General features: G+C 67.3%; 21 protein-coding genes. 4 read left to right on the forward strand and 17 right to left on the reverse strand.

Translation table 11 applies throughout. From position 1 onward, the window contains the following. Positions 1–26: 26 nt before the first annotated feature. The 3 genes from LDO15_RS03040 to LDO15_RS03050 form a co-directional block, all read right to left on the reverse strand. Positions 27–647, reverse strand: coding sequence for a TetR/AcrR family transcriptional regulator (locus LDO15_RS03040; protein WP_223983871.1), 621 nt, complete (start codon positions 645–647; stop codon positions 27–29). Between the two features lie 96 nt (positions 648–743). Beyond that, the gene (locus LDO15_RS03045) at positions 744–1,337 is read right to left on the reverse strand and encodes a TetR family transcriptional regulator (RefSeq protein WP_223983873.1); all 594 of its coding nucleotides are present in this window, start codon (positions 1,335–1,337) and stop codon (positions 744–746) included. Beyond that, complete coding sequence (locus tag LDO15_RS03050; protein ID WP_223983876.1) at positions 1,334–2,350, reverse strand: aldo/keto reductase; 1,017 nt, start codon at positions 2,348–2,350, stop codon at positions 1,334–1,336. Before LDO15_RS03050 ends, LDO15_RS03045 begins: the two co-directional genes overlap by 4 nt. Positions 2,351–2,516: 166 nt before the next feature. On the opposite strand from LDO15_RS03050, the gene LDO15_RS03055 reads away from it, so the two are divergent. Together LDO15_RS03055 and ppc are read left to right on the forward strand one after the other, a co-directional pair. Beyond that, complete coding sequence (locus LDO15_RS03055) at positions 2,517–3,197, forward strand: NAD(P)-binding domain-containing protein (RefSeq protein ID WP_223983880.1); 681 nt, start codon at positions 2,517–2,519, stop codon at positions 3,195–3,197. Between the two features lie 272 nt (positions 3,198–3,469). After that, on the forward strand, positions 3,470–6,283 hold the full coding sequence (gene ppc / locus LDO15_RS03060) for a phosphoenolpyruvate carboxylase (protein WP_223983886.1): 2,814 nt from the start codon (positions 3,470–3,472) through the stop codon (positions 6,281–6,283). Here ppc and LDO15_RS03065 read toward each other — a convergent pair. The 3 genes from LDO15_RS03065 to LDO15_RS03075 are packed head-to-tail and all read right to left on the reverse strand — an operon-like array spanning position 6,280 to position 9,305. Further along, on the reverse strand, positions 6,280–7,068 hold the full coding sequence (locus tag LDO15_RS03065) for an ABC transporter ATP-binding protein (RefSeq protein ID WP_223983892.1): 789 nt from the start codon (positions 7,066–7,068) through the stop codon (positions 6,280–6,282). The genes ppc and LDO15_RS03065 overlap by 4 nt on opposite strands. Continuing rightward, the gene (locus tag LDO15_RS03070; protein ID WP_223983895.1) at positions 7,061–8,167 is read right to left on the reverse strand and encodes an iron ABC transporter permease; all 1,107 of its coding nucleotides are present in this window, start codon (positions 8,165–8,167) and stop codon (positions 7,061–7,063) included. The genes LDO15_RS03065 and LDO15_RS03070 overlap by 8 nt, the downstream gene beginning before the upstream one ends. Beyond that, a complete protein-coding gene (locus tag LDO15_RS03075; protein ID WP_223983897.1) occupies positions 8,157–9,305 on the reverse strand; it encodes an ABC transporter substrate-binding protein in 1,149 nt (382 codons plus the stop codon). Before LDO15_RS03075 ends, LDO15_RS03070 begins: the two co-directional genes overlap by 11 nt. A 140-nt stretch (positions 9,306–9,445) precedes the next feature. Here LDO15_RS03075 and LDO15_RS03080 point away from each other — a divergent pair, with 140 nt between their 5' ends. After that, positions 9,446–10,225: a DUF6390 family protein gene (locus LDO15_RS03080; RefSeq protein WP_223987026.1), complete on the forward strand. Its 780-nt coding sequence runs from the start codon at positions 9,446–9,448 to the stop codon at positions 10,223–10,225. Positions 10,226–10,256: 31 nt separating this feature from the next. Here LDO15_RS03080 and LDO15_RS03085 read toward each other — a convergent pair whose 3' ends face one another. The 11 genes from LDO15_RS03085 to LDO15_RS03135 all read right to left on the reverse strand — a co-directional run bounded on the left by LDO15_RS03085 (position 10,257) and on the right by LDO15_RS03135 (position 20,323). Next, entirely contained in the window at positions 10,257–10,514 is a 258-nt protein-coding gene (locus tag LDO15_RS03085; protein WP_223983899.1) for a HypC/HybG/HupF family hydrogenase formation chaperone, read from the reverse strand. Further along, positions 10,505–11,053 carry a hydrogenase maturation protease gene (locus LDO15_RS03090; RefSeq protein WP_223983902.1) on the reverse strand — a complete coding sequence of 183 codons (549 nt, stop codon included), beginning with the start codon at positions 11,051–11,053 and terminating at the stop codon, positions 10,505–10,507. Before LDO15_RS03090 ends, LDO15_RS03085 begins: the two co-directional genes overlap by 10 nt. Before the next feature lie 112 nt (positions 11,054–11,165). Then, positions 11,166–12,557 (reverse strand): hypothetical protein, encoded by a 1,392-nt coding sequence (locus LDO15_RS03095; RefSeq protein WP_223983904.1) that lies wholly within the window; start codon positions 12,555–12,557, stop codon positions 11,166–11,168. Then, positions 12,554–13,210, reverse strand: a complete 657-nt coding sequence (locus LDO15_RS03100) for a DUF6084 family protein (RefSeq protein ID WP_223983905.1) — start codon at positions 13,208–13,210, stop codon at positions 12,554–12,556. The genes LDO15_RS03095 and LDO15_RS03100 overlap by 4 nt, the downstream gene beginning before the upstream one ends. Then, complete coding sequence (locus LDO15_RS03105; protein WP_263428341.1) at positions 13,207–13,794, reverse strand: DUF5947 family protein; 588 nt, start codon at positions 13,792–13,794, stop codon at positions 13,207–13,209. Before LDO15_RS03105 ends, LDO15_RS03100 begins: the two co-directional genes overlap by 4 nt. Before the next feature lie 213 nt (positions 13,795–14,007). Further along, entirely contained in the window at positions 14,008–14,985 is a 978-nt protein-coding gene (locus tag LDO15_RS03110) for a NifU family protein (RefSeq protein WP_223983907.1), read from the reverse strand. Positions 14,986–14,990: 5 nt separating this feature from the next. Then, on the reverse strand, positions 14,991–16,784 hold the full coding sequence (locus tag LDO15_RS03115) for a nickel-dependent hydrogenase large subunit (protein WP_223983908.1): 1,794 nt from the start codon (positions 16,782–16,784) through the stop codon (positions 14,991–14,993). A gap of 26 nt (positions 16,785–16,810) precedes the next feature. Continuing rightward, positions 16,811–17,869 carry a hydrogenase expression protein HypE gene (locus LDO15_RS03120; RefSeq protein ID WP_223983909.1) on the reverse strand — a complete coding sequence of 353 codons (1,059 nt, stop codon included), beginning with the start codon at positions 17,867–17,869 and terminating at the stop codon, positions 16,811–16,813. Between the two features lie 21 nt (positions 17,870–17,890). Further along, complete coding sequence (gene hypB, locus LDO15_RS03125; protein WP_263428342.1) at positions 17,891–18,556, reverse strand: hydrogenase nickel incorporation protein HypB; 666 nt, start codon at positions 18,554–18,556, stop codon at positions 17,891–17,893. 204 nt (positions 18,557–18,760) lie between these two features. Continuing rightward, positions 18,761–19,090, reverse strand: a complete 330-nt coding sequence (locus LDO15_RS03130; RefSeq protein ID WP_223983913.1) for a hydrogenase maturation nickel metallochaperone HypA — start codon at positions 19,088–19,090, stop codon at positions 18,761–18,763. A 123-nt stretch (positions 19,091–19,213) separates the two neighbouring features. Further along, a complete protein-coding gene (locus LDO15_RS03135; RefSeq protein WP_223983916.1) occupies positions 19,214–20,323 on the reverse strand; it encodes a HoxN/HupN/NixA family nickel/cobalt transporter in 1,110 nt (369 codons plus the stop codon). A gap of 115 nt (positions 20,324–20,438) precedes the next feature. Between LDO15_RS03135 and LDO15_RS03140 the strand changes: the two genes are divergently transcribed. Continuing rightward, on the forward strand, positions 20,439–20,744 hold the full coding sequence (locus LDO15_RS03140; protein ID WP_223983919.1) for a hypothetical protein: 306 nt from the start codon (positions 20,439–20,441) through the stop codon (positions 20,742–20,744). Positions 20,745–20,753 lie beyond the last annotated feature (9 nt).

The raw sequence follows: 20,753 nt of genomic DNA on the forward strand, positions 1-20,753 counted from the left end.
GCGTTCAAAACGGCCCCTGCTGCGAGTCAGTTGGGGGTGGGTGGAGTTCTGAGGCCGGCCGCCACTAGTTGGGCTGCTGTGGCCTTGGCCGCGCTGGCTGCGGCCGGGTCGCCGTCGAGCACGCCGCTGGCCAGTCCGCCGTCGAGCAGCAGGGTCAGGCTGCGGGCGAGCTGGTCCGGGTCCTGCGCGCCGGCCCGGGCGGCCAGGTCCCGGATCCACGCGCGGATCTGCCGCTTGTGGGCCACGGTCCGGTCGTGGACCCGGGTGCCGGCGGCTGACTCGGCGGCCGCGTTGATGAAGGCGCAGCCGCGGTAGCCGTCGCGCCGGCACGCGCTTGTCAGGGCATCGAACAGGCCCACGAGCTGCACGGCCGGGTCCTCCCCGGCGGCCTCGGCCGCGGCGTGAAGCTGTCCGGTCCAGACGCCGTCGACCTTTTCCAGATACGCCAGGATGAGGTCGTCCTTGGCCGGAAAATACTTGTAGAACGTGGCCTTCGCGACGCCGGACTCGGCGATGATCGTATCGATGCCGGCCGCCCGGAAACCGTGCGCGTAAAAGAGCCGGAAGGCCGTGTCGAGGATCTTCTCCCTGGCTTGCCCGGCGGGGGTGCGGGCAGCCGGCGGGGCGGTGGCTGCTGGCAAAGTCATGACACCATCGTACACAGACAAGTCTGTCTATGCCTCGGTCCGGTCATCTGGACCGCCCGCCGACGGCCGCGGGCCGTGGCGTGGGGGCGTCGCGGCCTACGGGCGTGCGGCCAGGCCCTGCACGATCAGCCGCCAGACGTCCCGCAGGTCTGACCCGATGGCCGGATCCGCCCATTCCGGCGCGTGCAGCGGGTGGTGGAACCGTGCTGTCGCATACAGGACGGCGCGGCCGGCGGTGACCGGATCCGCGACGGAAAACTCGCCCCCGCGGACGCCGTCGGCAATGATTTCCGTGAGCTGGGCTGCAAGATGCCCAACGTGGACCGCGACGACTTCCCGGGCCTCGGTGGTCAGCTGGCTGAACGTGGCAAACAGCTCGGGATCGTTCAGCGCCATGCCCTGCTTGATGGCCGCGAGCCGTTCCAGCCAGCGGAGCAGGCGTTCCGCGGCCGGGCCGTCTGTATCCCGGGCCGGATCCAGCGGATCCGCGAGCCGGTCCAGCCAGCGCCGGGCCACCGCGTCCCGCAGCGCCACCTTCGTGGGGAAGTGCCGGTACACGCTGCCGTGGCTGACGCCGAGGGCCTTCGCGACGTCCACAACGGTGGCCTTGGCCGGCCCGAAGCGCCGCAGCACGTCTTCCGCGGCGTCGAGGATGCGCTCTTCCGTCAGGACGACGGCGGCAGGGCTCACCGGCGTTCGCTGTCGAGCATGGCCATCTGGCCGGCGTCATAGCGCGTGCCCGCGGCGGCGCCGGCCGGGACGGCGGCCTCGATCTCCGCAAGGTCCGCGCCGGAGAGAAGAAGGCCGGCTGCGCCGAGCGATTCGGTGAGCCGCTCGCGCCGGCGGGCGCCGACGAGGGGGACGATGTCCTCGCCGCGGGACAGGATCCAGGCGATGGCGAGCTGGGCGACGGTGGCTCCCTTGCGGTCCGCGATGGCGCGCAGCCGTTCGACGAGTTCGAGGTTGCGCTGCAGGTTCTCGCCGGAGAAGCGGGGGAGGCGGGCCCGGAAGTCGCGCCGGTTCCCGGTTCCGGCGGCGGGCCAGTGGCCCGACACCAGGCCGCGGGACAGCACGCCGTAGGCGGTGATGCCCACACCGAGCTCGCGGGCCGTCGGCAGTATGTCCTGCTCGATGCCGCGGGAGACGAGGGAGTACTCGATCTGGAGGTCCGAGACCGGGTGGACGGCGTTGGCGCGGCGCAGGGTATCCGCACCCACCTCGGAGAGGCCGATGTGGCGGATGAGGCCCTGCTTCACGAGTTCGGCCAGTGCGCCCATGGTTTCCTCGACCGGGACGGCAGGATCCAGGCGGGCCGGCCGGTAGATGTCGACGTAATCGGTGCCGAGGCGCCTCAGGGTATAGGCCAGGAAGTTCTTGATGGCGGCGGGCCGGGTGTCCACGCCGTTCCATCCTCCGCGGGCGTCGCGCAGGACGCCGAATTTCACGCTGATCTGGGCGCTCTCGCGGCGGCGGCCGCGGATGGCGTCACGCAGCAGCATTTCGTTGTGTCCCATGCCGTAGAAGTCCCCGGTGTCCAGCAGGGTCGCGCCGGCATCGAGGGCGGCCTGGATCGTGGCGACACTCTCGGCGTCGTCCGCGGGGCCGTAAAGATCGGACATGCCCATCAGTCCGAGGCCGATGGGGGCGGTGGTGGGGCCCGTGGAGCCCAGGGTGCGGGGGGTGCCGAGGGTGGGGGTTGTCATGGAATGAGCGTACAACAATCAACTGACAGATTTCAAACTTTGTCAGCCATTGCTTTGCTCGTGCCGCGGCAGCAGGCCTCCTGTTGTCGTAGACAGACCTGTCTGATAGCGTCGTGTTCACACATAGACGAACCTGTCTACTCCACTGACTTGGGATGAGGAAGCCATGAAGATTGCAGTACTGGGAACCGGAATGGTGGGGCGCACGATTGCCGGCGCGCTGACAGGCCTGGGCCACGACGTCGTGATCGGCACCCGCGACCCGAAGGCAACGCTGGCCCGGACCGAGCCGGACATGATGGGCACCGCGCCGTTCGCCCAGTGGCACGCCGCGAACCCCGGAGTCGGCGTCGCCGCCTTTGCCGACGCCGCGGCCGGCGCCGAACTGATCGTCAACGCCACAAACGGCGGGGGCTCCCTGGCTGCGCTGTCCGCAGCAGGCTCCGGGAACCTGGCCGGCAAGGTCATCCTGGACATCGCCAACCCGCTGGACTTCTCGCACGGCATGCCGCCGACGCTGAACCCGGTGAACACGGACAGCCTGGGCGAGCAGATCCAGCGGGCCTTCCCGGAGGCCCGCGTGGTGAAGGCCCTCAACACCATGAATGCCTCCGTGATGGTGGATCCGGCGCGGGTGGCCGGCGGCGACCACTCCGTGTTCGTCTCCGGAAACGACGCCGACGCCAAGGCGGCAGTGACGGACCTCCTCAAGGGCTTCGGCCACCGCGACGTGATCGACCTCGGCGACATCACCAGTGCCCGCGGCCCGGAAATGCTCCTGCCGATCTGGCTGCGGCTCTGGGGTGCGCTGGGCACTGGCGACTTCAACTTCAAGATCGCCCGCTAGCGCCTTCACCCGACTGACTCGCAGCAGGGGCCGTTTTAAGCGCCCAAAACGGCCCCTGCTGCGAGTTAGTTGGGAATCGGGGCGGTGGACCGGGGGCGGGGCGGGACGGCGCGGCGGGGGCCAACCACCTGGCCCACGATCCGGGCCTCACTATCTGAGACGGAATTCCGGCCGGGAGCGCCTGCGGGTAACATCCCATGGGAAGAAGTAATCCGGCTCACAGTATCCAGCGCAGTGTACGAGCCACGTCGAACCCTCGAAAGATAGTTTCCATGGCTGACACTGCAATGCATTCCGACACCGATCTTGCCGCCGAACTCCGGGCTGATGTCCGCCGCGTCTCCACGCTCCTCGGCGAATCCCTCGTCCGCCAGCACGGGCCGGAACTCCTGGACCTCGTCGAGCAGGTGCGCCTGCTGACCAAGGAATCCAAGGAGGCCGCCCGGGGCGGGGCCGACGCCACGGGTCCGTGGAGCTCCTACGACGTCGTCGCCCAGGTCCGGGAACTGCTCGGCTCCCTGCCGCTCGAGCAGGCCACGGACCTGGTCCGCGCCTTCGCGTTCTACTTCCACCTGGCCAATGCCGCCGAGCAGGTCCACCGGGTCCGCGGGCTGCGCACCCGGCAGGAGAAGGACGGCTGGCTCGCCAAGGCCGTCGAGGAGATCGCGGACCAGGCCGGCAACTCCGTGCTGCAGGAAGTCGTCAACGAGCTCGACGTCCGGCCCATTTTCACCGCCCACCCCACCGAGGCCTCGCGCCGCTCGGTGCTGGACAAGATCCGCCGGCTCTCGGACATCCTCTCCGAGTCGACGGCGGAAGGCACCTCCGCGCGCCGCCGCCAGGACCGCCACCTGGCCGAAGTGATCGACCAGATGTGGCAGACGGACGAGCTCCGCCAGGTCCGGCCCACCCCCGTGGACGAGGCCCGCAACGCCATCTACTACCTCACCGGGATCCTCAGCGACGCCATGCCGGAAATGCTCTCGGACCTGTCCGAGCTGCTCGCCGAGCACGGCGTCACCCTGTCGTCGCAGAAGGCGCCGATCCGCTTCGGTTCGTGGATCGGCGGCGACCGGGACGGCAACCCCAATGTCACCGCCGCGGTGACCCGCGAAATCCTCCAGATCCAGAACCAGCACGCCGTGCGGATCAGCATCGGCCTGATCGACGGACTCATCTCCATCCTGTCCAACTCGACCGCGCTGGCCGGGGCGGACCAGGAACTCCTGGACTCGATCGACGTCGACCTCAAGAACCTGCCGGGCCTGGACCGCCGGGTCCTCGAGCTGAACGCGCAGGAGCCGTACCGGCTCAAGCTCACCTGCATCAAGGCCAAGCTGATCAACACCGGCCGGCGGGTTGCGGCCGGTTCCGCGCACGAGCCCGGCCGCGACTACACCGCCACCGCGGAGCTCCTCGCCGAGCTCGGCCTGCTGGAACGGTCGCTGCGGAACCACCACGCCGCGCTTGCCGCCGACGGCGCCCTGTCCCGGGTCCGCCGCGCCATCGCCTCCTTCGGCCTGCACCTGGCCACCCTGGACATCCGCGAGCACGCCGACCACCACCATGACGCCGTCGGGCAGCTCATGGACCGCCTCGGCGGCCCCGGCGTCCGGTACGCGGAACTCAGCCGCGCCGAGCGGCTCGAGGTGCTGGGCTCCGAGCTCGCGTCCCGGCGCCCGCTCTCCGGCCACCCGATCAAGCTCGACGGCGTCGCCGACGGCACGTACGACGTCTTCCGGGAGATCCGGCGTGCCCTGCGCACCTACGGCCCCGACGTGATCGAGACCTACATCATCTCCATGACCCGCGGCGCGGACGACGTTCTGGCCGCGGCCGTGCTGGCCCGCGAGGCCGGCCTGGTAAGCCTCTTCGGCGAGGCGCCCTACGCCAAGATCGGCTTCGCGCCGCTGCTGGAGACCGTGGACGAGCTCCGTGCCTCGGCCGAGATCGTGGACCGGCTGCTCTCGGATTCGTCCTACCGCGAACTGGTCCGGCTGCGCGGCGACGTGCAGGAAATTATGCTCGGCTACTCGGACTCCAACAAGGAATCCGGTGTCATGACGAGCCAGTGGGAAATCTACAAGACCCAGCGCAAACTCCGGGACGTGGCCGCGAAGCACGGCGTCCGCGTGCGCCTCTTCCACGGCCGCGGCGGCTCCGTGGGCCGCGGCGGCGGACCGACCTACGACGCCATCATGGCCCAGCCCAACGGCGTGCTCGAGGGAGAGATCAAGTTCACCGAGCAGGGCGAGGTCATCTCGGACAAGTACTCCCTGCCCGAGCTGGCCCGCGAGAACCTGGAGCTATCGCTCGCCGCGGTGCTCCAGGGCTCGGCGCTGCACCGTGCGCCGCGCACTTCGGAGGACCAGCGCGTGCGCTACGGGCACGTCATGGAAATCGTCTCCGACGCCGCGTTTGCCCGCTACCGCACGCTGATCGAAGACCCCGACCTGCCCGCCTACTTCATGGCCTCCACACCGGTGGAGCAGCTGGGGTCCCTGAACATCGGCTCGCGTCCGTCCAAGCGGCCCGATTCCGGCGCCGGACTTGAAGGCCTCCGGGCCATCCCATGGGTGTTCGGCTGGACGCAGTCACGGCAGATCGTTCCGGGCTGGTTCGGTGTGGGCTCCGGCCTCAAGGCCGCGCGTGAGGCCGGAAATTCGGCCCAGCTCAAGGAAATGATCGAGGGCTGGCACTTCTTCCGTTCGGTGCTCTCCAACGTGGAGATGACGCTGGCGAAGACGGACATGGACATCGCCGGCTATTACGTCTCCACCCTGGTTCCGGAGGAGCTGCACCACCTGTTCCGTGCCATCCGGGCCGAGTACGAGCTCACCGTCGCGGAGATCCAGAACCTCACCGGCGAGCACGTGATCCTCGACGCCCAGCCCACCCTGAAGCGCTCCCTGGAGATCCGCGACCAGTACCTCGACCCCATCAGCTACCTGCAGGTGGAACTGTTGCGCCGCGTCCGGGCCGAGGCCGGGGCGAGCATCTCCGGCGCGGAGATCGACGAGCGTCTCCAGCGAGCCATGCTCATCACCGTCAACGGCGTCGCCGCCGGGCTGCGCAACACCGGCTAGGACGCCCCGTCCCGGGACTCCTTGCGACGGGGCTCCCCGTCCCGGGACTCGCCGTACGGCACCACGATCGTGCGGCGGGCCGTGCCGTCGTCGTAATAGGGGAGCGTCCGGACCGGGACGTCGTAAAGATCCGTGAGCGCCGGGTCGGTGAGCAGTTCCTCGGCCGGCCCGGTGCGTGCGCTGCCGCGGCCCAGCAGGACCGCGCGGTCGGCCAGAGACAAGGCGTGGTCAGGGTGGTGCGTGCTCAGCAGCAGGGCCATGCCGTCGGCCATCAGACCGCGCAAGAGTGACAGGACCCGCACCTGGTTCTTAAGATCCAGGCCTGTGGCGGGCTCGTCCAGCACCAGCACCGGGCAGCCGGTGGCGATGGCCCGCGCGATCAGGACCAGTTGCTGTTCGCCGCCGCTCAGGGTGGGGAAGCGGCGGCTCCAAAGCCTGTCGACGCCCACCTTCTCCATGGCCTCCATGGCGGCGGCCCGGTCCGCGGCGCCCGGCGTGCGGAAGATTCCCACGTGCCGGGCCCTCCCCATCAGCACCATGTCCAAGGCGCTGTAGCCAAATGCGCTGCCGCGGGCCTGCGGCACGTACCCCGCGCCGTCCGCCCGCCGGACTGTTCCCTCTGCCGGCTCGAGCAGCCCGGCTGCGCACCGGACCAGTGTTGTCTTGCCGCTCCCGTTGGGGCCGAGCACCGCGGTTGCCGTGCCGGGCAGCACCTGGAAAGTGACATCCCGGAACACCCACGCCTGCCGGGCATAGCCAAAGCCCACGCGGTCCAGCTCAAGCACTTTCCCAGATCCTTTCCCGGTTCCGGCGCAGGAGCACGAAGAACACGGGGGCGCCGATGAGGGCGGTGAGGACCCCCAGCGGGATCTCACCCGCCGTCACCGTGCGGGCCAGGGTGTCCACGAGCACGATGTAGGCGCCGCCCAGGAGGAAGGATACGGGCAGGAGCACACGGTGGTCCGGGCCCACCCACATCCTCGCCAGGTGCGGCACCACCAGGCCAACCCAGCTGACCGCGCCGCTGACGGCCACCGCGCCGGCCACAATGAGTGCCACAGCCAGCAACACCACCCAGCGCAACGGCCTCGGTCTGAGGCCCAGCGCCGCCGCATCCTCGTCGCCGAGGGAGAGCACGTTGAGCCGCCAGCGCAGCAGCAGAAGCGCGACGGCGCCGCCCAGGACGGGGATGAGCGCGACGGCGACTTTCGCGTACGTCGCCGTCGCCACGCTCCCGAGCAGCCAGAAGACAATGGCAGGCAAGGTGGTGTTCGGATCCGCGATGTAGGTCACCAAGGCCACCAAGGCCGAGAAGAACGAGCCTGTGACCACCCCGCCGAGAACAATCATGAGCATCGGCGTCCCGCCGCGCCCCGAGGTGATCAGGAACAGCAGTCCAAGGGCCACTAGGCCAAAGGCAAAGGAGCCGGCCACCAGCATGAATGTGCCCAGCCCGAGCAGCAGTGCAAGGGCGCCGCCGAAGGACGCGCCGGCGGACACGCCGATGATCTCCGGGCTGACCAGCGGGTTGCGGAAGATGGCCTGGAGCGCGGCACCGCCGATCGCCAGGCCGCCGCCCACCAGCAGGGCCAGCAGGATCCGCGGCATCCGCACCAGCAGGACCACATTCTGTTCTGTCTGGCTCGCCTCGACCGGAAAAGGCACAACCTGGGCGGCGAGAATCTGGACAACGTGCCCAAGCGGCACGTTGAACCGGCCCACGGCAAGCGCCACGAGCCCGACGGCGGCCAGCATCATGGCCGCGACGACTACGGGTCCGAGGACCGCCGTGGCGCCCGCCCGCTCCGGCCTGCCGTGCCGGCCGGCTTCCCGAGGAGCCCGCGGACGGCGGGTCAGTTTCGCTGAGCTGGCTTCATCCAGCATTGAATTGTTGGTAGTCGGCGGAGCCGCTGTTCCCGGAGGTCCAGAGGATCTTGTCCAGCTCTTCCGGCGTGGGCTCGTGGTTGTAGAGGAACCGGAAGTATTCTGTGACTTTTCCGCGCAGCCCTGATCGTGCCTCGGGGAACGCGATGCTGGAAAGCCAATGCCACATGAGGGGCGACTCCTGGCCGGGAGGATCCCACCGGTAGCCACCAAGCGGCACTTTGTAGACCCGCCGCGAGCGAACCGCGGAGATGTTCTGCCAGACCGGGTCCGAGTAGATGTCCTGCGGCATCGCGTTGTCGAAGTTGCCGAGCAGGATTACCTCGGGATCCCACCGGAGGACCTGCTCCACGTCCAGGCCAACCATGCCGGCGCCCGGCAGCGGGTCCTGGCCGGTGGCGGGATTGGTGCCGCCGACGAGCTTGATGTAGAAGTCGTTGTACGTGTTGGCCGCGGCGGCTTTCAGCCCGCCCGTAAACCTGTTGAAATACAGGATGCTGGGGCCGGCGGAACTGCGGCCGGCCGCGTGGGATTTGATCTCCGCGAGCTCTTTGTCGCTCCGCGTCTTGATTTCGGTGGCCCGCTCCGGTTTTCCCAGCATGGCGGCGAACATGGCGACCCAGGCGTCGACATCCTCCTGCTTGCCGGTGTTTTTCAGACCGATCACTGTCAGTCCGGCGTTCTCCAGCGGGTCGACCAGCTGGGAATCCGACCATTGGACCACGACGTCGGGATTCAGTGCCCGCACGCTCTCCACGTTGGGGGTGAAGTCCTGGGTGGCGACGTCATGCGGCAGCCCCAGCGTCCGGGGGAACATCGTCCCCATGACGCCGTCACGCATCGCGACCCACGATGCGTTGTGCATGGCGCTCAGACGGTCGGCGCCGCCGTCGACGGCGACCAGCAGCGAGGCTGCAGGCATCGGGATGGTCACCACGCTGGTGACCGGCTTGGCGAACGTGACGGTTTTGCCCCGCTGGTCCGTGATGCTGATGCTTTCGGAAGCTGCGGGGGCAGTGCCGGAACCGCTGGGGGTCGCTGCCGGGCCGGCGGCTCCGCAGCCGGCGAGGAAGGCTGCGGAACTTCCCGCCACAAAAACCTGAAGCACGGTGCGGCGGTTGAGATCGTCGTCTCGCATGGATTAACCCCCTGCGCGTAGGTTCTTCACAGGATCCGCCCCGCGGTCATGGCTGTCAACGGCCACCGGGTTCCGGGGCCCTTGTCGGGGCGCGGGGCCGGTGCTACGTTCAAGGAACCTTTGCAGAAGGTGGCCAGGTGATGGTTGTCGACGGTGCCCAGCTGTTTGTCCGGTATGCCTACCCGCCCAATTCCCGGGGCAGTTGCGGGCCCCCGGACAGTGATGCGCTGCTGCACTACGGCCAGTCCGGCGTGACAGACCAGGGGCTCCGCGAACTGGCCAGGGGCTTCGCCGGCGCGTGGCCTTATCTGGAGTTAATCGCAGGGTCCAACGGTATAGCAGATCCGCTCGATGCCAGCGTGGTGGAGGCCTATTGGGTGGGCAACGGTCTTCTGGACTCTGTGGGGATCACCAACATCGGCAATTCCATGGAGGACCGGTTCCGGGCCCGCACCGGACACCAGTTCCCGCACCTGGTCGAGGGTGTCTTGGCCGGCGGGGTCCCGCACCACAGCTTCCACGTTTTTGAGATCTACCCCTGGCTGGGCCTGCTCCACGACGACCGCCGCCACGCTACGGCCCTGAACGTCCTGGACCGTTGCCGGATCCGGTGGGGCGAGGTGCTGGCGATCACCGGGGACGAGGCCGTGGTGCGGTCCCGGCCGCTGGTCTGGGACGGCCTCGCCCTCGCCGTGGGGGAACCTGTCGTGGAAACGGCCAAGTACGCAGTGAACGGAACAGGTTTTGTGGCCGGGCTGGCCGTCGGCGATGTGGTCTCGCTGCACTGGGACTGGGTGTGTGACAGGCTCTCCCCGCACCAGCTGCAGCGGCTGAAACACTTCACAGCGCGCCATCTCCACATTGCCAACAATGGCGTCGAACACCGCGGCGCAGCGATCGCCCTTGAACGCCAGGGCTGATACCGGTAACGGGCGTCGGCATCCGGCGCCGCTAGCCGGTGTCGTCGTCAAAATCCCTGGGACGGCCCATCAGCTCCAGCCCGCCCATGGCCCGGTCGGCGCCCTCGGAATCGACCTGTTCAAGGGCGAATCCCATGTGGATGAGCACCCAAGAGCCAGGCTCCGGCGGCCCTTCGTCCAGCAGCCCGATGTTGATCTTCCGCCGCACGCCGGCCACGTCCACCAGGGCGAGCTGGTTGCCGTAGCCCTCCAGCAGCTCAATGACCTGGCCAGGTATTCCTAGGCACACGGTGCGCCCTCCCGGTTCGGGTTCGTAACGAGATCCACGACGGCGACCATCGCCCGCGGTACGGCCGCTGCCACGGCGCCGGTCAGACCGATCCCTTCGCTCAGGTCCGCCGGCACGCAGCCCACCACAAAGGTCAGGGGCAGCTCACCTCCGAGGGAGCGAAGGCGTCCCAATACGGCCACCGGATCCATGCCGTGCGGGTCAAGGGCCGCCGCGCCGTCCAGGTCCTCCCGGCCCACCCGCAGCACCCTGATGCAGCCGGGCGAGTTTGCCTCCAGGGCGTCTGGAGGCACGGTGTCCACCAGGACCAGGATGTCCACACCGGCCAGCAGATCGTAGGCCAGATGCATTCCCCGGATTCCATAGTCCACGGCTAGCATGCCCGGAACTGCGCGGCCAGCGTCCGCGGCCAGACGGCGGGCCACTTCGGGGCCGAAGCCGTCATCGCGCAGAAACAAGTTGCCCACGCCGGCCACCAGGATGTGGCAGGGGTGCTCCGCAGTGCCGTCCGCGGGGTCTGGCCGGATCACCAGCGTCACATCCGCCGCGCTTTCAGGTAGCGCTGGATATCCGGGACCGACCGAATCCCCACATAGACGGCGCCGAGTCCCAGCGCCACCAGCACTCCAACCGTGACTATCCCGATAATCCTCATAGTGGGTTTCCCCTTCCATCGTCGAGCGGTTCCAGTTCCTCGGGAGCGTAGTAGAAGGACCTGCCATAGCCCTCGTGTAGGTCCGCCGCGGGGTCCTTTTCGAGCACCAGGCCAACGTGGGTGCTGCCGTCGACGTCGAAATGCACGCTCGTGACGCGTCCGGTCTGCCCGGCGAAGAAGAGATCCTGCGCGTCAGCGCGGCGGCTCGGGTTTACCCTTACCCGGCTGCCGCGGGCCACCGGTACGCCATTGATCACAACGGCATCCAGGTGCGGCTGGACGAGGGCTTCTGATTCCGGCGTCCACCAGGCCGGCGGTTCCTCAGCAGTGCCGGCGAAGCTTCCCCCGGAGTCCGGGATTTCCTCGGCGTGGGGGTTACGCAGGATGCCGTGCAGCTGCTGGAGCTCCTCCGGCGACATGGCCTCGCACTGGTCGATGATCGCCGCGGCACGCGGGTCCGTCGCCCGGGCCTCGGCCTTCTCCTCGTCCGTCAGCGTCAGAACGCGCAGGGTGAGGATCTCGTCAATTTCTGTGGAGTCGTAGAGGGCCACTGAACTTTCCGGGGCCACTGCAGGGTGGTCGTAGAGGATGATCGGGGACACCAGCAGCACGTCGGTCTGGCCCTCGGGCCCGGCCAGCACCGGCCAGCAGCGGTATTGGGCGCAGGACGCGGCGGCCTCCTTGGCCCCGTCCGGCGGGTCCAGCAGGGACAGGAAGTCCGCGCCCCTCAGGTCCAGGAGCACGTGGGCGCCGATGAAAGACGTGGCGATGGCGTCCTGGCGGTTCGGCGGTTCCGCAACGGATCCGGCCGTGTTCGCCACCGAAACCCTGAGCCGCAGCAGACGGCCGTCGACGGCGGTGGCGCTGAGCGTCACTTCGCCGTGCAGCGCGCGACGACGGCGAACCAGCCGTCCGGCCGGCCGGCCGGCGTCGTCCCTGACTTCCTCCATGTCCTCGCCGAAGGGGACGTCCACCGGCAGCACGAGCGCCCGGTCCAGGCCCGGCAAGTGAGCCAGCGTAAACGGCCCCAGGACGGTTTCCTGCTCCACCGCCTCATCCCAGCTCAGCCATCGGGCGGAACCGACGGTGAGCTCATCCACCGGGCTGAAGCTGCCGGCGTCGTCCAATCTTTCCGCAGCGCGCGACTGCAACTGCAGGAAGCGCAGGTGAACGTACAGGCCGGCGTCGGGCCCCGGGGCCAGTAGGCAGTCGGCGAACATTTCGTGGTCTTCTCCGACGCCGGACTCGGCGGCACCGGGCGGACCCAGGATGCCGAACTGCCAGCGGGCCTGGTTCTTCTGCGAGGACGCCCGGTAGGGGTAGAGGAGGTAGCCCTCGTAGAGGACGGCATCCGCCACTGCCCGGGCAAGGCTCAGGCTCATGCTCATGGCAGCCGCTTCCCGTCCGCGTCGGAGGCTGCAGCGGCCAGCAGGGATTCGACGGCGGCCTCCCACGATGTCAATCCGCGCGCCGACTTGTACTGCGCCAGGGCCGCCAGGACGTCGCGGTCCAGGCGGATCCAACCCGCGTTGGGGAAGTAGACGTCCATCAGCCGTTGCCAGACGGACACAGGAAGCCGGTAGGGTGCCTCGAGATCCCAGGGCACCTGTTCCACGCCGAAGCCGGTCTGGCCCCTGGTGAAGACGGTTCCGGAGAACAGGAACTCAAGCGGTACCTCGCCGTCCCGCAGCGCATGGAGGTATTTGGCGGCGGCAACGTCGAAGTCAAAGGTGCAAGGCAGGGGGACGTCCACCTCGGTGCTGTCGGAGAAGCCCTGCACCATGGTGCTGCACTGCATCCAGAGGAAGGATTTCAGCGTGTTGGGCCAACGCCCGCGCTCGCCGAAAAGATCCAGCAGCCCCGGTTCCTCCGCCGGCGCATAGCCGCGGCGCTGCGGCAGGATCCGCACCTGGCAACGCAACGCGATGGCGTGGATAGCCGTGCCCGTGGATTCGGTCAGGCGTAGCCGGGCGGTCAGCTGCGGGGCCGCGCTGTACGGCTCCGGCTGGACATCGACGACGGCGAACGCCAGCCCGGTCATTGCGTTCCGCCCGCCGCTGGCTCGTGGTCTTCCTTGTGTGCCGGTTTGCTGCGGCTGCTGACAGCTTCAAAGAAGGCGGTGAGCTGCTCGCGGGCCTCCTGCCCGCCGTCGAACCCCCGCCAGACGCGGCGAAGCTGGCCCACGAGCTCATAACAGGCGTCCACCGGCACCAAATGGCAGTCGGCCTGCGGGCGGTCCTTTCCTGGGCCGCGGATCAGCAAGGCCTCGGTGTCCGGCGCCGCCGCTGCCAGCGACGGGTTGCGCGCCAGCACGATGCCCCAGGCATCCAGTGGAAGCTCGGATTCGGTGGCGCCCGCCGGGCCGGGGTAGAAGGCGACCGTCCGGCCCAATGTGGAGCTGCGGAAGAAGAAGGCGAGGCCCACCGGTATCTCCAGTTCGTCCCACTGGCCCGGACCCAGTTCGAAGTCGGGAAACGAGAGGTACCGGTCCGGCACGGAACGGTAGCGAAGATGGGCGGTGCTGTCCGTGAACAGGAGGTAGCAGGGCCTGCAGGTGCACATCATGGCGTGGCTCACGACGTCCACCACGTGCTGGTGCGGCTCGGCGATGGGCTCGCCGCACATCTCACAGCGTTCGCCGGCGGGCGGGGCGGCCGGCTGAGCGGCGATCCGCCGAAGCAAGGCAACGGGAAGGCCACCGGAGCCTGGTGTGCGGCCCACTCCACGGGCTGGCCCCGGCGTCATCCGAGCAGGCCTGTCACGTCACGCGCTGTCACTTCGGGCGCTGTCACTTCGGGCGCTGTCACTTCGGGCGCTGTCATTTCAGGCGCTGTCATTTCAGGCGTCCTGGCTGGACACTGCCGGCACGGCTACGGACAGCACGCCGGCCCGCAGCAGGAGGGGCAGCGGATCAAGGTGCAGGGTCCTGTCCTCAAGACAGGAACCGGCCTGGCGCACGTCGAAATGCGCACGGCACGCTGGGCAGCGCAACAGGCCGCCGCCCGCCGGCCCCGCGAGGGCGCGCTGGAGTGTTGCGCCGGCCATGGATCCGGTGCAGCGCGGGCAGTAGTCCCGGTACGCGTACAGGTCCTGCCCGGTCCGGCAGGCGAGCACCGGGTATCCGCCAACCAGGAAACCGGCCACTTCGCCTTGTTCCAGGCCGGCGATCTCCGGCACGGCCTGCCACGAACCGGGGGCGTGCTCCTGCCAGTGCCCCGGCCGGCCGGCCCCGGTGCCAGCGTCGCCGCCGCCGTCGTCGTCGTTTGGATGGTTCAGCCGGACGAGCAGCGCGTCCACCGGGATCACGGCCGGGCCGGCCGGCTGCGATTCCGCCTCGACGACTTCGATGGCGGTCACCTCCGGCGCCGCCGTCTCGATGGCCTCCTCGACGGCGAACTTGAGCGTGACGGACGACGACGGGCAGCCCTGGCAGGTGCCCAGCAGTTTCAACCGCACGACTCCCTCGGTGCTGACGTCCAAAAGCTCCACGTTGCCGCCGTGCGAGCCGAGGTAGGGGCGCACGCTGTCCAGCGCAGCAGTCACCCGGGTTTCCAAGTCCTGAGGATGCAGCCCGTGGATTACTAGCAGACTGGACACCAGCTCGTCCGCCGTCAGCGCGTCCAGCGTTGCCTGGTCGAGCTGCCCGCGGTCGTCCAGGATTTCCAGGATGCGGGCCAACCCGGAACCGTACAGGTCCGTCACCTGGCGGACTAGTTCCTCCGCACGCCCGCGGGCCACTGCCCCGCCGGCTCCGAGGGCATCGAGGAGACTTTCGATCCGGTCGCCGGCCTGCCGCGGCCGGTCCTCGCCAGGCATCTCCACTACTCGCCGGTCAGGGTCTGGGTAGGGGAGTGCAGCTTCTTGAGGGTCTGGCCGTTGCCCAGGTACATGTGGACGCCGCAGGGCAGACACGGGTCAAAGCTGCGGACTGTGCGCATGATGTCGATGCCCTTGAAGTTCTCGCGGTTGTTCTCCTCGAAGATGGGCTGGCCTTGCACTGCGTCCTCATACGGGCCCGCAGTCCCCGCCGAATCCGTGGGGCTCGCATTCCAGGGGGTTGGTGGATAGGGATGGTAGTTGGCGATCTTGCCGTCGCGGATCACCATATGGTGGGACAGGACGCCCCGCACGGCCTCGGTGAAGCCGCAGCTGATGGCTTCGTCCGGAACCTCGAAGGATTCCCAGGTCTTGGTGCGGCCGGCCCGAATCTCCTCAAGCGCCTTTTCCGCGAAGTGCAGGGCGGCGGCCGCGGCATAGGCCTGGAAGTAGGTGCGGGCCCGGTTGCGTTCGATCGTGTTGCTCCACTGCGGAATGTTCCACTCAAAGGACACCGGACCCTTCAGTGCGGTCTTGGGCAGGTTGATCTGCACGCTCCGGCCGGTGGCCTTGATGTAACCGATGTCCACCAGCCCGGCGAGTGCCGTTGACCAGAGCCGCGCCAGCGGGCCGCCGCCGGTGTCCAGTGCAAGGTTGTCCTGGCCGTCAAACCAGCGGGGGGACATCACCCAGCTGTACTTTTCCGCGAGGTCCCGCTTCTGCGGCCGCGGATTGGTGTGCTGGTTCCAGGGGTGCCGGCGGTCCACGGGATTTCCCAGCGGATCATGGGTCACGAACATCTCCTGGTCTTCCCAGTCCTCGTAGTAAGAGGAACCGAGCATGATCCGGATGCCCAGGTTGATCCGCACAAGGTCGGTCGTGACGAGCTTGCCGTCCACCACTACTCCGGGCGTGACGAACATCTTCCGACCCCACTCGGTCATGTCCTTGTACTGGAAGTTGCAGTAGTCGGGATCCTGGAGCGAGCCCCAGCAGCCAAGCAGGGTACGCCGCAGGCCCACCTGTTCGTAGCCCGGAAGCGCCTCGTAGAAGAAGTCGAAAAGGTCGTCGTGCATGGGGACGACCTTCTTCATGAACTCCACATAACGCATGAGACGCGTGATGTAGTCGGTCATCAGCTGGATGGTCGCCACCGTACCCACGCCGCCCGGGTAGAGCGTAGACGGGTGCACATGGCGCCCCTCCATGAGGCAGAACATTTCGCGGGTTGCCCGGCTGACCTGCAGCGCCTCCCGGTAGAACTCGCCGGTGAACGGGTTGAGCGAACGCATGATGTCGGCGATGGTGCGGTAGCCGTGTTCGGCCTCGTGCGGCGCCCGGGTGTTTTCCGCCTTGGCCAGGACGCCGGGGTTGGTCTCGGACACCATCTTTTCGCAGTAGTCCACGCCCACCAGGTTTTCCTGGAAAATGTTGTGGTCGAACATGTACTCGGCCGCTTCGCCAAGGTTCACGATCCACTCGCCCAGGTTTGGCGGCTTCACGCCGTACGCCATGTTCTGCGCATAGCAGGAACAAGTGGCATGGTTGTCGCCGCAGATCCCGCAGATGCGGCTCGTGATGAAATGGGCGTCCCGGGGGTCCTTGCCCTTCATGAAGATGGAGTAGCCGCGAAAGATCGAGGACGTGCTCTTGCACTCCACCACCTGGTTGTTCGCGAAATCGATCTTGGTGTAGATGCCCAGGCTGCCCACGATCCTCGTGATCGGGTCCCACGCCATCTCCACCAGGTTGTTATTGCCTGTTCCGCTTCCGGACGGCATTGGAATCGTTGAGGTCATGTGCTTCACCTGTCTGGAAGTTGGGCTTACCAGGTGCGCCGGGCACCAGTGAGGAGCTCAGTGCCGGGCCGGCGCCACCTGGGCTCCTGGTCCAGAGTGTGGGTGGTGATTCCACGCAACGCCCTGATCGCCGAGCCGTACGGGCGGATGGTGCTGGTTGAAAGCTTGCCGCCGGGCGGCTCATCCATGAAGGGCATGAACTTGTCCGGGAACCCAGGCATCGTGCAGCCGATGCAGATGCCGCCGACGTTCGGGCAGCCGCCGATCCCGTTCATCCAGCCGCGTTTGGGGACGTTGCACTTGACCACCGGGCCCCAGCATCCAAGTTTGACGATGCACTTCGGGGATCCGTATTCGGTGGCGAAGTCACCCTGTTCGTAGTAACCGGCCCGGTCACAGCCCTCGTGGACGGTCTTGCCGAAAAGCCAGGTGGGCCGCAGCGCGTCGTCCAGCGGGATCATCGGCGCCTGACCCGTGGCCTGGTAGAGCAGGTAGGTCATGGTTTCGGAGAGGTTGTCCGGCTGGATGGGGCAGCCCGGGACACAAACGATGGGGATCCCGGCTTTCGATTTCCAGTCGTAGCCGAGGTAATCCGGCACGCCCATGGCCCCGGTGGGATTTCCCGCCATCGCATGGATGCCCCCATAGGTGGCGCACGTTCCGGCGGCGATGATGGCGGTGGCCTTGGGTGCCAGGCGATCCAGCCATTCGCTGGTGGTGATGGGCTGGCCGGTTTCGAGGTCGTTCCCGAACCCGCACCAGTAGCCGCCGGGGTCGTGGAGTTTCTCATTCGGGATGGAGCCCTCCACCACCAGGACAAACGGCTCCAGTTCGCCGCGATCGGCCTTACGGAACCACTCGAGGAAGTCGTCGGCCCCCTCCTGCGGGCCACACTCGAAGTCGATCAGGGGCCAATGCATGGCAATGCGCGGCAGGCCAGGCAAAGCGCCGAGAGCTATTTCCTCGACGCTGGGCTGCGTGGCCGCGGTCAGGGCCACAGAATCGCCGTCGCAGCTGAGCCCTGCGTTGATCCACAGCACGTGAATAAGGGTTTCTTCGGCCTTCAGAGAAGTTTCAGTAGGCATCGTTGCCTCTTTCGGAGGCCCTTACGGGCTCAGTGTGTCCGTCAAGGATTCAGTCAAAGTTGATGACCGGGAACTGGTTCCGTCGAGCCAGTCGTACCAGCCGGCGAGGCCATCGCCGGTGGTGGCGGAAAGGACCAGGAATTCGGTGCGCGGGTTGATCTGCCGGGCCCTGTGCTGGAACCGGTCGACGTCGAAATCAACGTAGGGGAGCAGGTCCGACTTGTTGATGATCACCAGATCGGCTGCCCTGAACATGTGCGGGTATTTCTGCGGCTTATCATCACCTTCCGTCACGGAAACGACTACTACTTTGGCTGCTTCACCGAGGTCAAACAGCGCAGGGCAGACCAGATTGCCCACATTTTCGATAAATACCGTGCACCCGGTCTCCGGGTCCAGCGCGTCCAGCCCGCGCCGGAGCATGTCCGCGTCCAAATGGCAGCCCGCTCCGGTGTTGATCTGGACGACGGGCCGTCCCACGGCCCGGATGCGGTCTGCGTCCAGTGAGGTCTCCTGGTCGCCTTCGACCACCCCGGCGCGCAGCCGTTCGCCCAGGTCTGCGAGGGTGCGGACCAGGAGAGTCGTCTTACCTGCTCCGGGGGAACTCATCACATTCAACGCCCTGATGCCGCGGCCCTCCAGCCAGCCCCGGTTCCTCGCCGCGAGCAGCTCGTTTTTCTGGAGCAAGCTCTGCTTAATCGGGATGGTTTCAGGATGATCATGGTGCCCGTGGTCATGATCAGGATCATGCGGGTGCTCGTGCCCGTGGGGATGCTCGTGGTCGTGCCCGTGCTCATGCGGGTGCTCTACCGAGACGGCGGTCGATGGTTCCTGAAGCGTGGAGACCCTGATGTTCGTCTCGTCGCCGCATCCGCATGTTGCACACACTGGCTAAGCCACCTCCACCGACATCAGCATGAGTTCGCGGCCGCTGAGGACTTCTACGTCGGCACTTCCGCAGGGACACAGCAGGATCAGGTCAGCCACTTCGAATTCCTCATGGCAACTTCTGCAACGGGCGGCGCCCCGCGGTTCGTCGATCATCAGCTGCGCGCCGGCCAGAGGGGTGCCCGCGGACGCTACATCAAAGCAGAAGCGCATGGCATCCGGAAGGACACCGGACAACGGTCCCACCTGCACATTGACCGCAGTGACTTTCCGCTCGCCGATTCGGTCGAGGACGGCTTCGATAAGGCTCTGCGTGATTGAGAGTTCGTGCATGGCGGCACCCCTTCCTGCCAAGATAGGCGCGCCCCGGACAAAACACAACCACTTCCGGCAGTGCCACAACAACGACCGCAGGTCTTGTCGCGCTCCCGCGGCGGCTTGATGCGTTCGGGTTTCTCAGCTGGTGCTCGGGGGACTCCAGCGTTCCTCGATCCGGCCAAATTTCCAGACAGAGAGAGCAACCAACCACGTCATCACAAAGAGTCCCACGATGATGCAGCCGACGTCTTGCAGATCAAGTGACCCGATTGCGGCCGCCGGTCCTGAGTCGATTCCCAACTTGTCCACCAAGAGTCCGGACAGGACGATGACACCTACGACCAACGCCACGACAACCGAGAGAACTGTGACGGTCAGGTTGTAGAACACTTTGCGCACGGGGTTGAGGAATGCCCACCCGTAGGCCCTGGACATGAATACGCCGTCTGCGGTGTCGAAGATGCTCATTCCGGCAGCGAAGAGCACCGGCAGGACCAGGATGGCATACCAGGGCAGGGAGAAAGCAGCCGAACCTGCGGCGAGCACGAGCAGGGCTATCTGGGACGCGGTGTCGAAGCCCAAGCCCATCAGTAACCCGACCGGATAAACATGCCACGGCTTGCCGATCCGCCGGATCGACCCACCGAGCATTCTGGCCAGTAAGCCCCGGTTATTGAGCTGCTGCTCAAGCTCCTGCTCGTTCAGTTCTCCCGCCCGCATCCCGCGGAAGACCCGGACGATGCCAGTCACTGAGACCAGGTTCATCAGCCCTATCAAGATAAGAAAGGTCCCAGCCACAACGCTGCCGACCAGGCCCAGGGTCTGCGTCAGGGGCGAGTCCTCGTTCTGCACGGTGCCGGCCAGGGCCTGCACTCCGAGGGCAAGGAGCAGTGCCGCCCCGAAAACAACACTCGAGTGGCCCAACGAGAACCAGAAACCTACCCCCAGCGCGGCTTTTCCCTCACCGACCAGCTTGCGGGTGGTGTTGTCGATGACGGCGATGTGATCGGCGTCGAACGCGTGCCGTACCCCGAGCAGAAAGGCCGTAATGCCCAGGCCCACCCCATATACACCGGCGCGGCCCAGGGTGAAGTTTTGGGGAGCAACTGCCAGGATCAGCACGCCCCAGCCGGACACATTGAGCAGGAGGACAAAGCCGGTGATGCCGGCGAGGTGGAGCTTGTCCCGGCGGTCCCAGCGACTAGCTCGTGGCGGGTCCGGCTGCGCCACAGGCAACACGTTGCTCATAGTCCGTAAGGGTAGGCGCGGGCATCGCTACCGCCAAGACCTTGCGTCTAATAATCGAAAGAGGCCCAGCCAGGTTGTGGCTCGGGCGGTGTGGAATGCATCTAGGCTTGAGCCTATGCCGTCGTTCCAGACCAGACTGAAGATCACCGGGCTCAAGCCGGGCACCCCGCCGGAGGCCGTCATGGCCGCGGCCATCGAGGCGCTCGGGACCCGGCATCACGTCGAATCGCACCAGCTTGAGCTTGCCGGCGGTGTCCCGCAGCTGAACCTGCGCTTCCTGGTCGATGCCACGGCCTACTCCGCCGAGAACAGCCAGGCGCTCGAGTCGGCAGCCATGATGCGCGACGCCGTCGAACGTGTTGCGCTCACGGGAGCACTCACGGTGCTGCGCCGCAGCCGCGGCCGCTGGGCCCCGGTCTAAAAGCCGGGC

The organism is Arthrobacter sp. NicSoilB8 (assembly GCF_019977355.1).
GTDB lineage: Bacteria > Actinomycetota > Actinomycetes > Actinomycetales > Micrococcaceae > Arthrobacter.

Excerpts from the sequence above, each read along its gene's own strand:
- LDO15_RS03040 (WP_223983871.1), bottom strand. The coding sequence starts at position 647 with ATGACTTTGCCAGCAGCCACCGCCCCGCCGGCTGCCCGCACCCCCGCC.
- LDO15_RS03050 (WP_223983876.1), bottom strand. The coding sequence starts at position 2,350 with ATGACAACCCCCACCCTCGGCACCCCCCGCACCCTGGGCTCCACGGGC.
- LDO15_RS03055 (WP_223983880.1), top strand. The coding sequence starts at position 2,517 with ATGAAGATTGCAGTACTGGGAACCGGAATGGTGGGGCGCACGATTGCC.
- ppc (WP_223983886.1), top strand. The coding sequence starts at position 3,470 with ATGGCTGACACTGCAATGCATTCCGACACCGATCTTGCCGCCGAACTC.
- LDO15_RS03070 (WP_223983895.1), bottom strand. The coding sequence starts at position 8,167 with ATGCTGGATGAAGCCAGCTCAGCGAAACTGACCCGCCGTCCGCGGGCT.
- LDO15_RS03075 (WP_223983897.1), bottom strand. The coding sequence starts at position 9,305 with ATGCGAGACGACGATCTCAACCGCCGCACCGTGCTTCAGGTTTTTGTG.
- LDO15_RS03080 (WP_223987026.1), top strand. The coding sequence starts at position 9,446 with ATGGTTGTCGACGGTGCCCAGCTGTTTGTCCGGTATGCCTACCCGCCC.
- LDO15_RS03095 (WP_223983904.1), bottom strand. The coding sequence starts at position 12,557 with ATGAGCATGAGCCTGAGCCTTGCCCGGGCAGTGGCGGATGCCGTCCTC.
- LDO15_RS03100 (WP_223983905.1), bottom strand. The coding sequence starts at position 13,210 with ATGACCGGGCTGGCGTTCGCCGTCGTCGATGTCCAGCCGGAGCCGTAC.
- LDO15_RS03105 (WP_263428341.1), bottom strand. The coding sequence starts at position 13,794 with ATGTGCGGCGAGCCCATCGCCGAGCCGCACCAGCACGTGGTGGACGTC.
- LDO15_RS03110 (WP_223983907.1), bottom strand. The coding sequence starts at position 14,985 with ATGCCTGGCGAGGACCGGCCGCGGCAGGCCGGCGACCGGATCGAAAGT.
- LDO15_RS03115 (WP_223983908.1), bottom strand. The coding sequence starts at position 16,784 with ATGACCTCAACGATTCCAATGCCGTCCGGAAGCGGAACAGGCAATAAC.
- LDO15_RS03120 (WP_223983909.1), bottom strand. The coding sequence starts at position 17,869 with ATGCCTACTGAAACTTCTCTGAAGGCCGAAGAAACCCTTATTCACGTG.
- LDO15_RS03130 (WP_223983913.1), bottom strand. The coding sequence starts at position 19,090 with ATGCACGAACTCTCAATCACGCAGAGCCTTATCGAAGCCGTCCTCGAC.
- LDO15_RS03135 (WP_223983916.1), bottom strand. The coding sequence starts at position 20,323 with ATGAGCAACGTGTTGCCTGTGGCGCAGCCGGACCCGCCACGAGCTAGT.
- LDO15_RS03140 (WP_223983919.1), top strand. The coding sequence starts at position 20,439 with ATGCCGTCGTTCCAGACCAGACTGAAGATCACCGGGCTCAAGCCGGGC.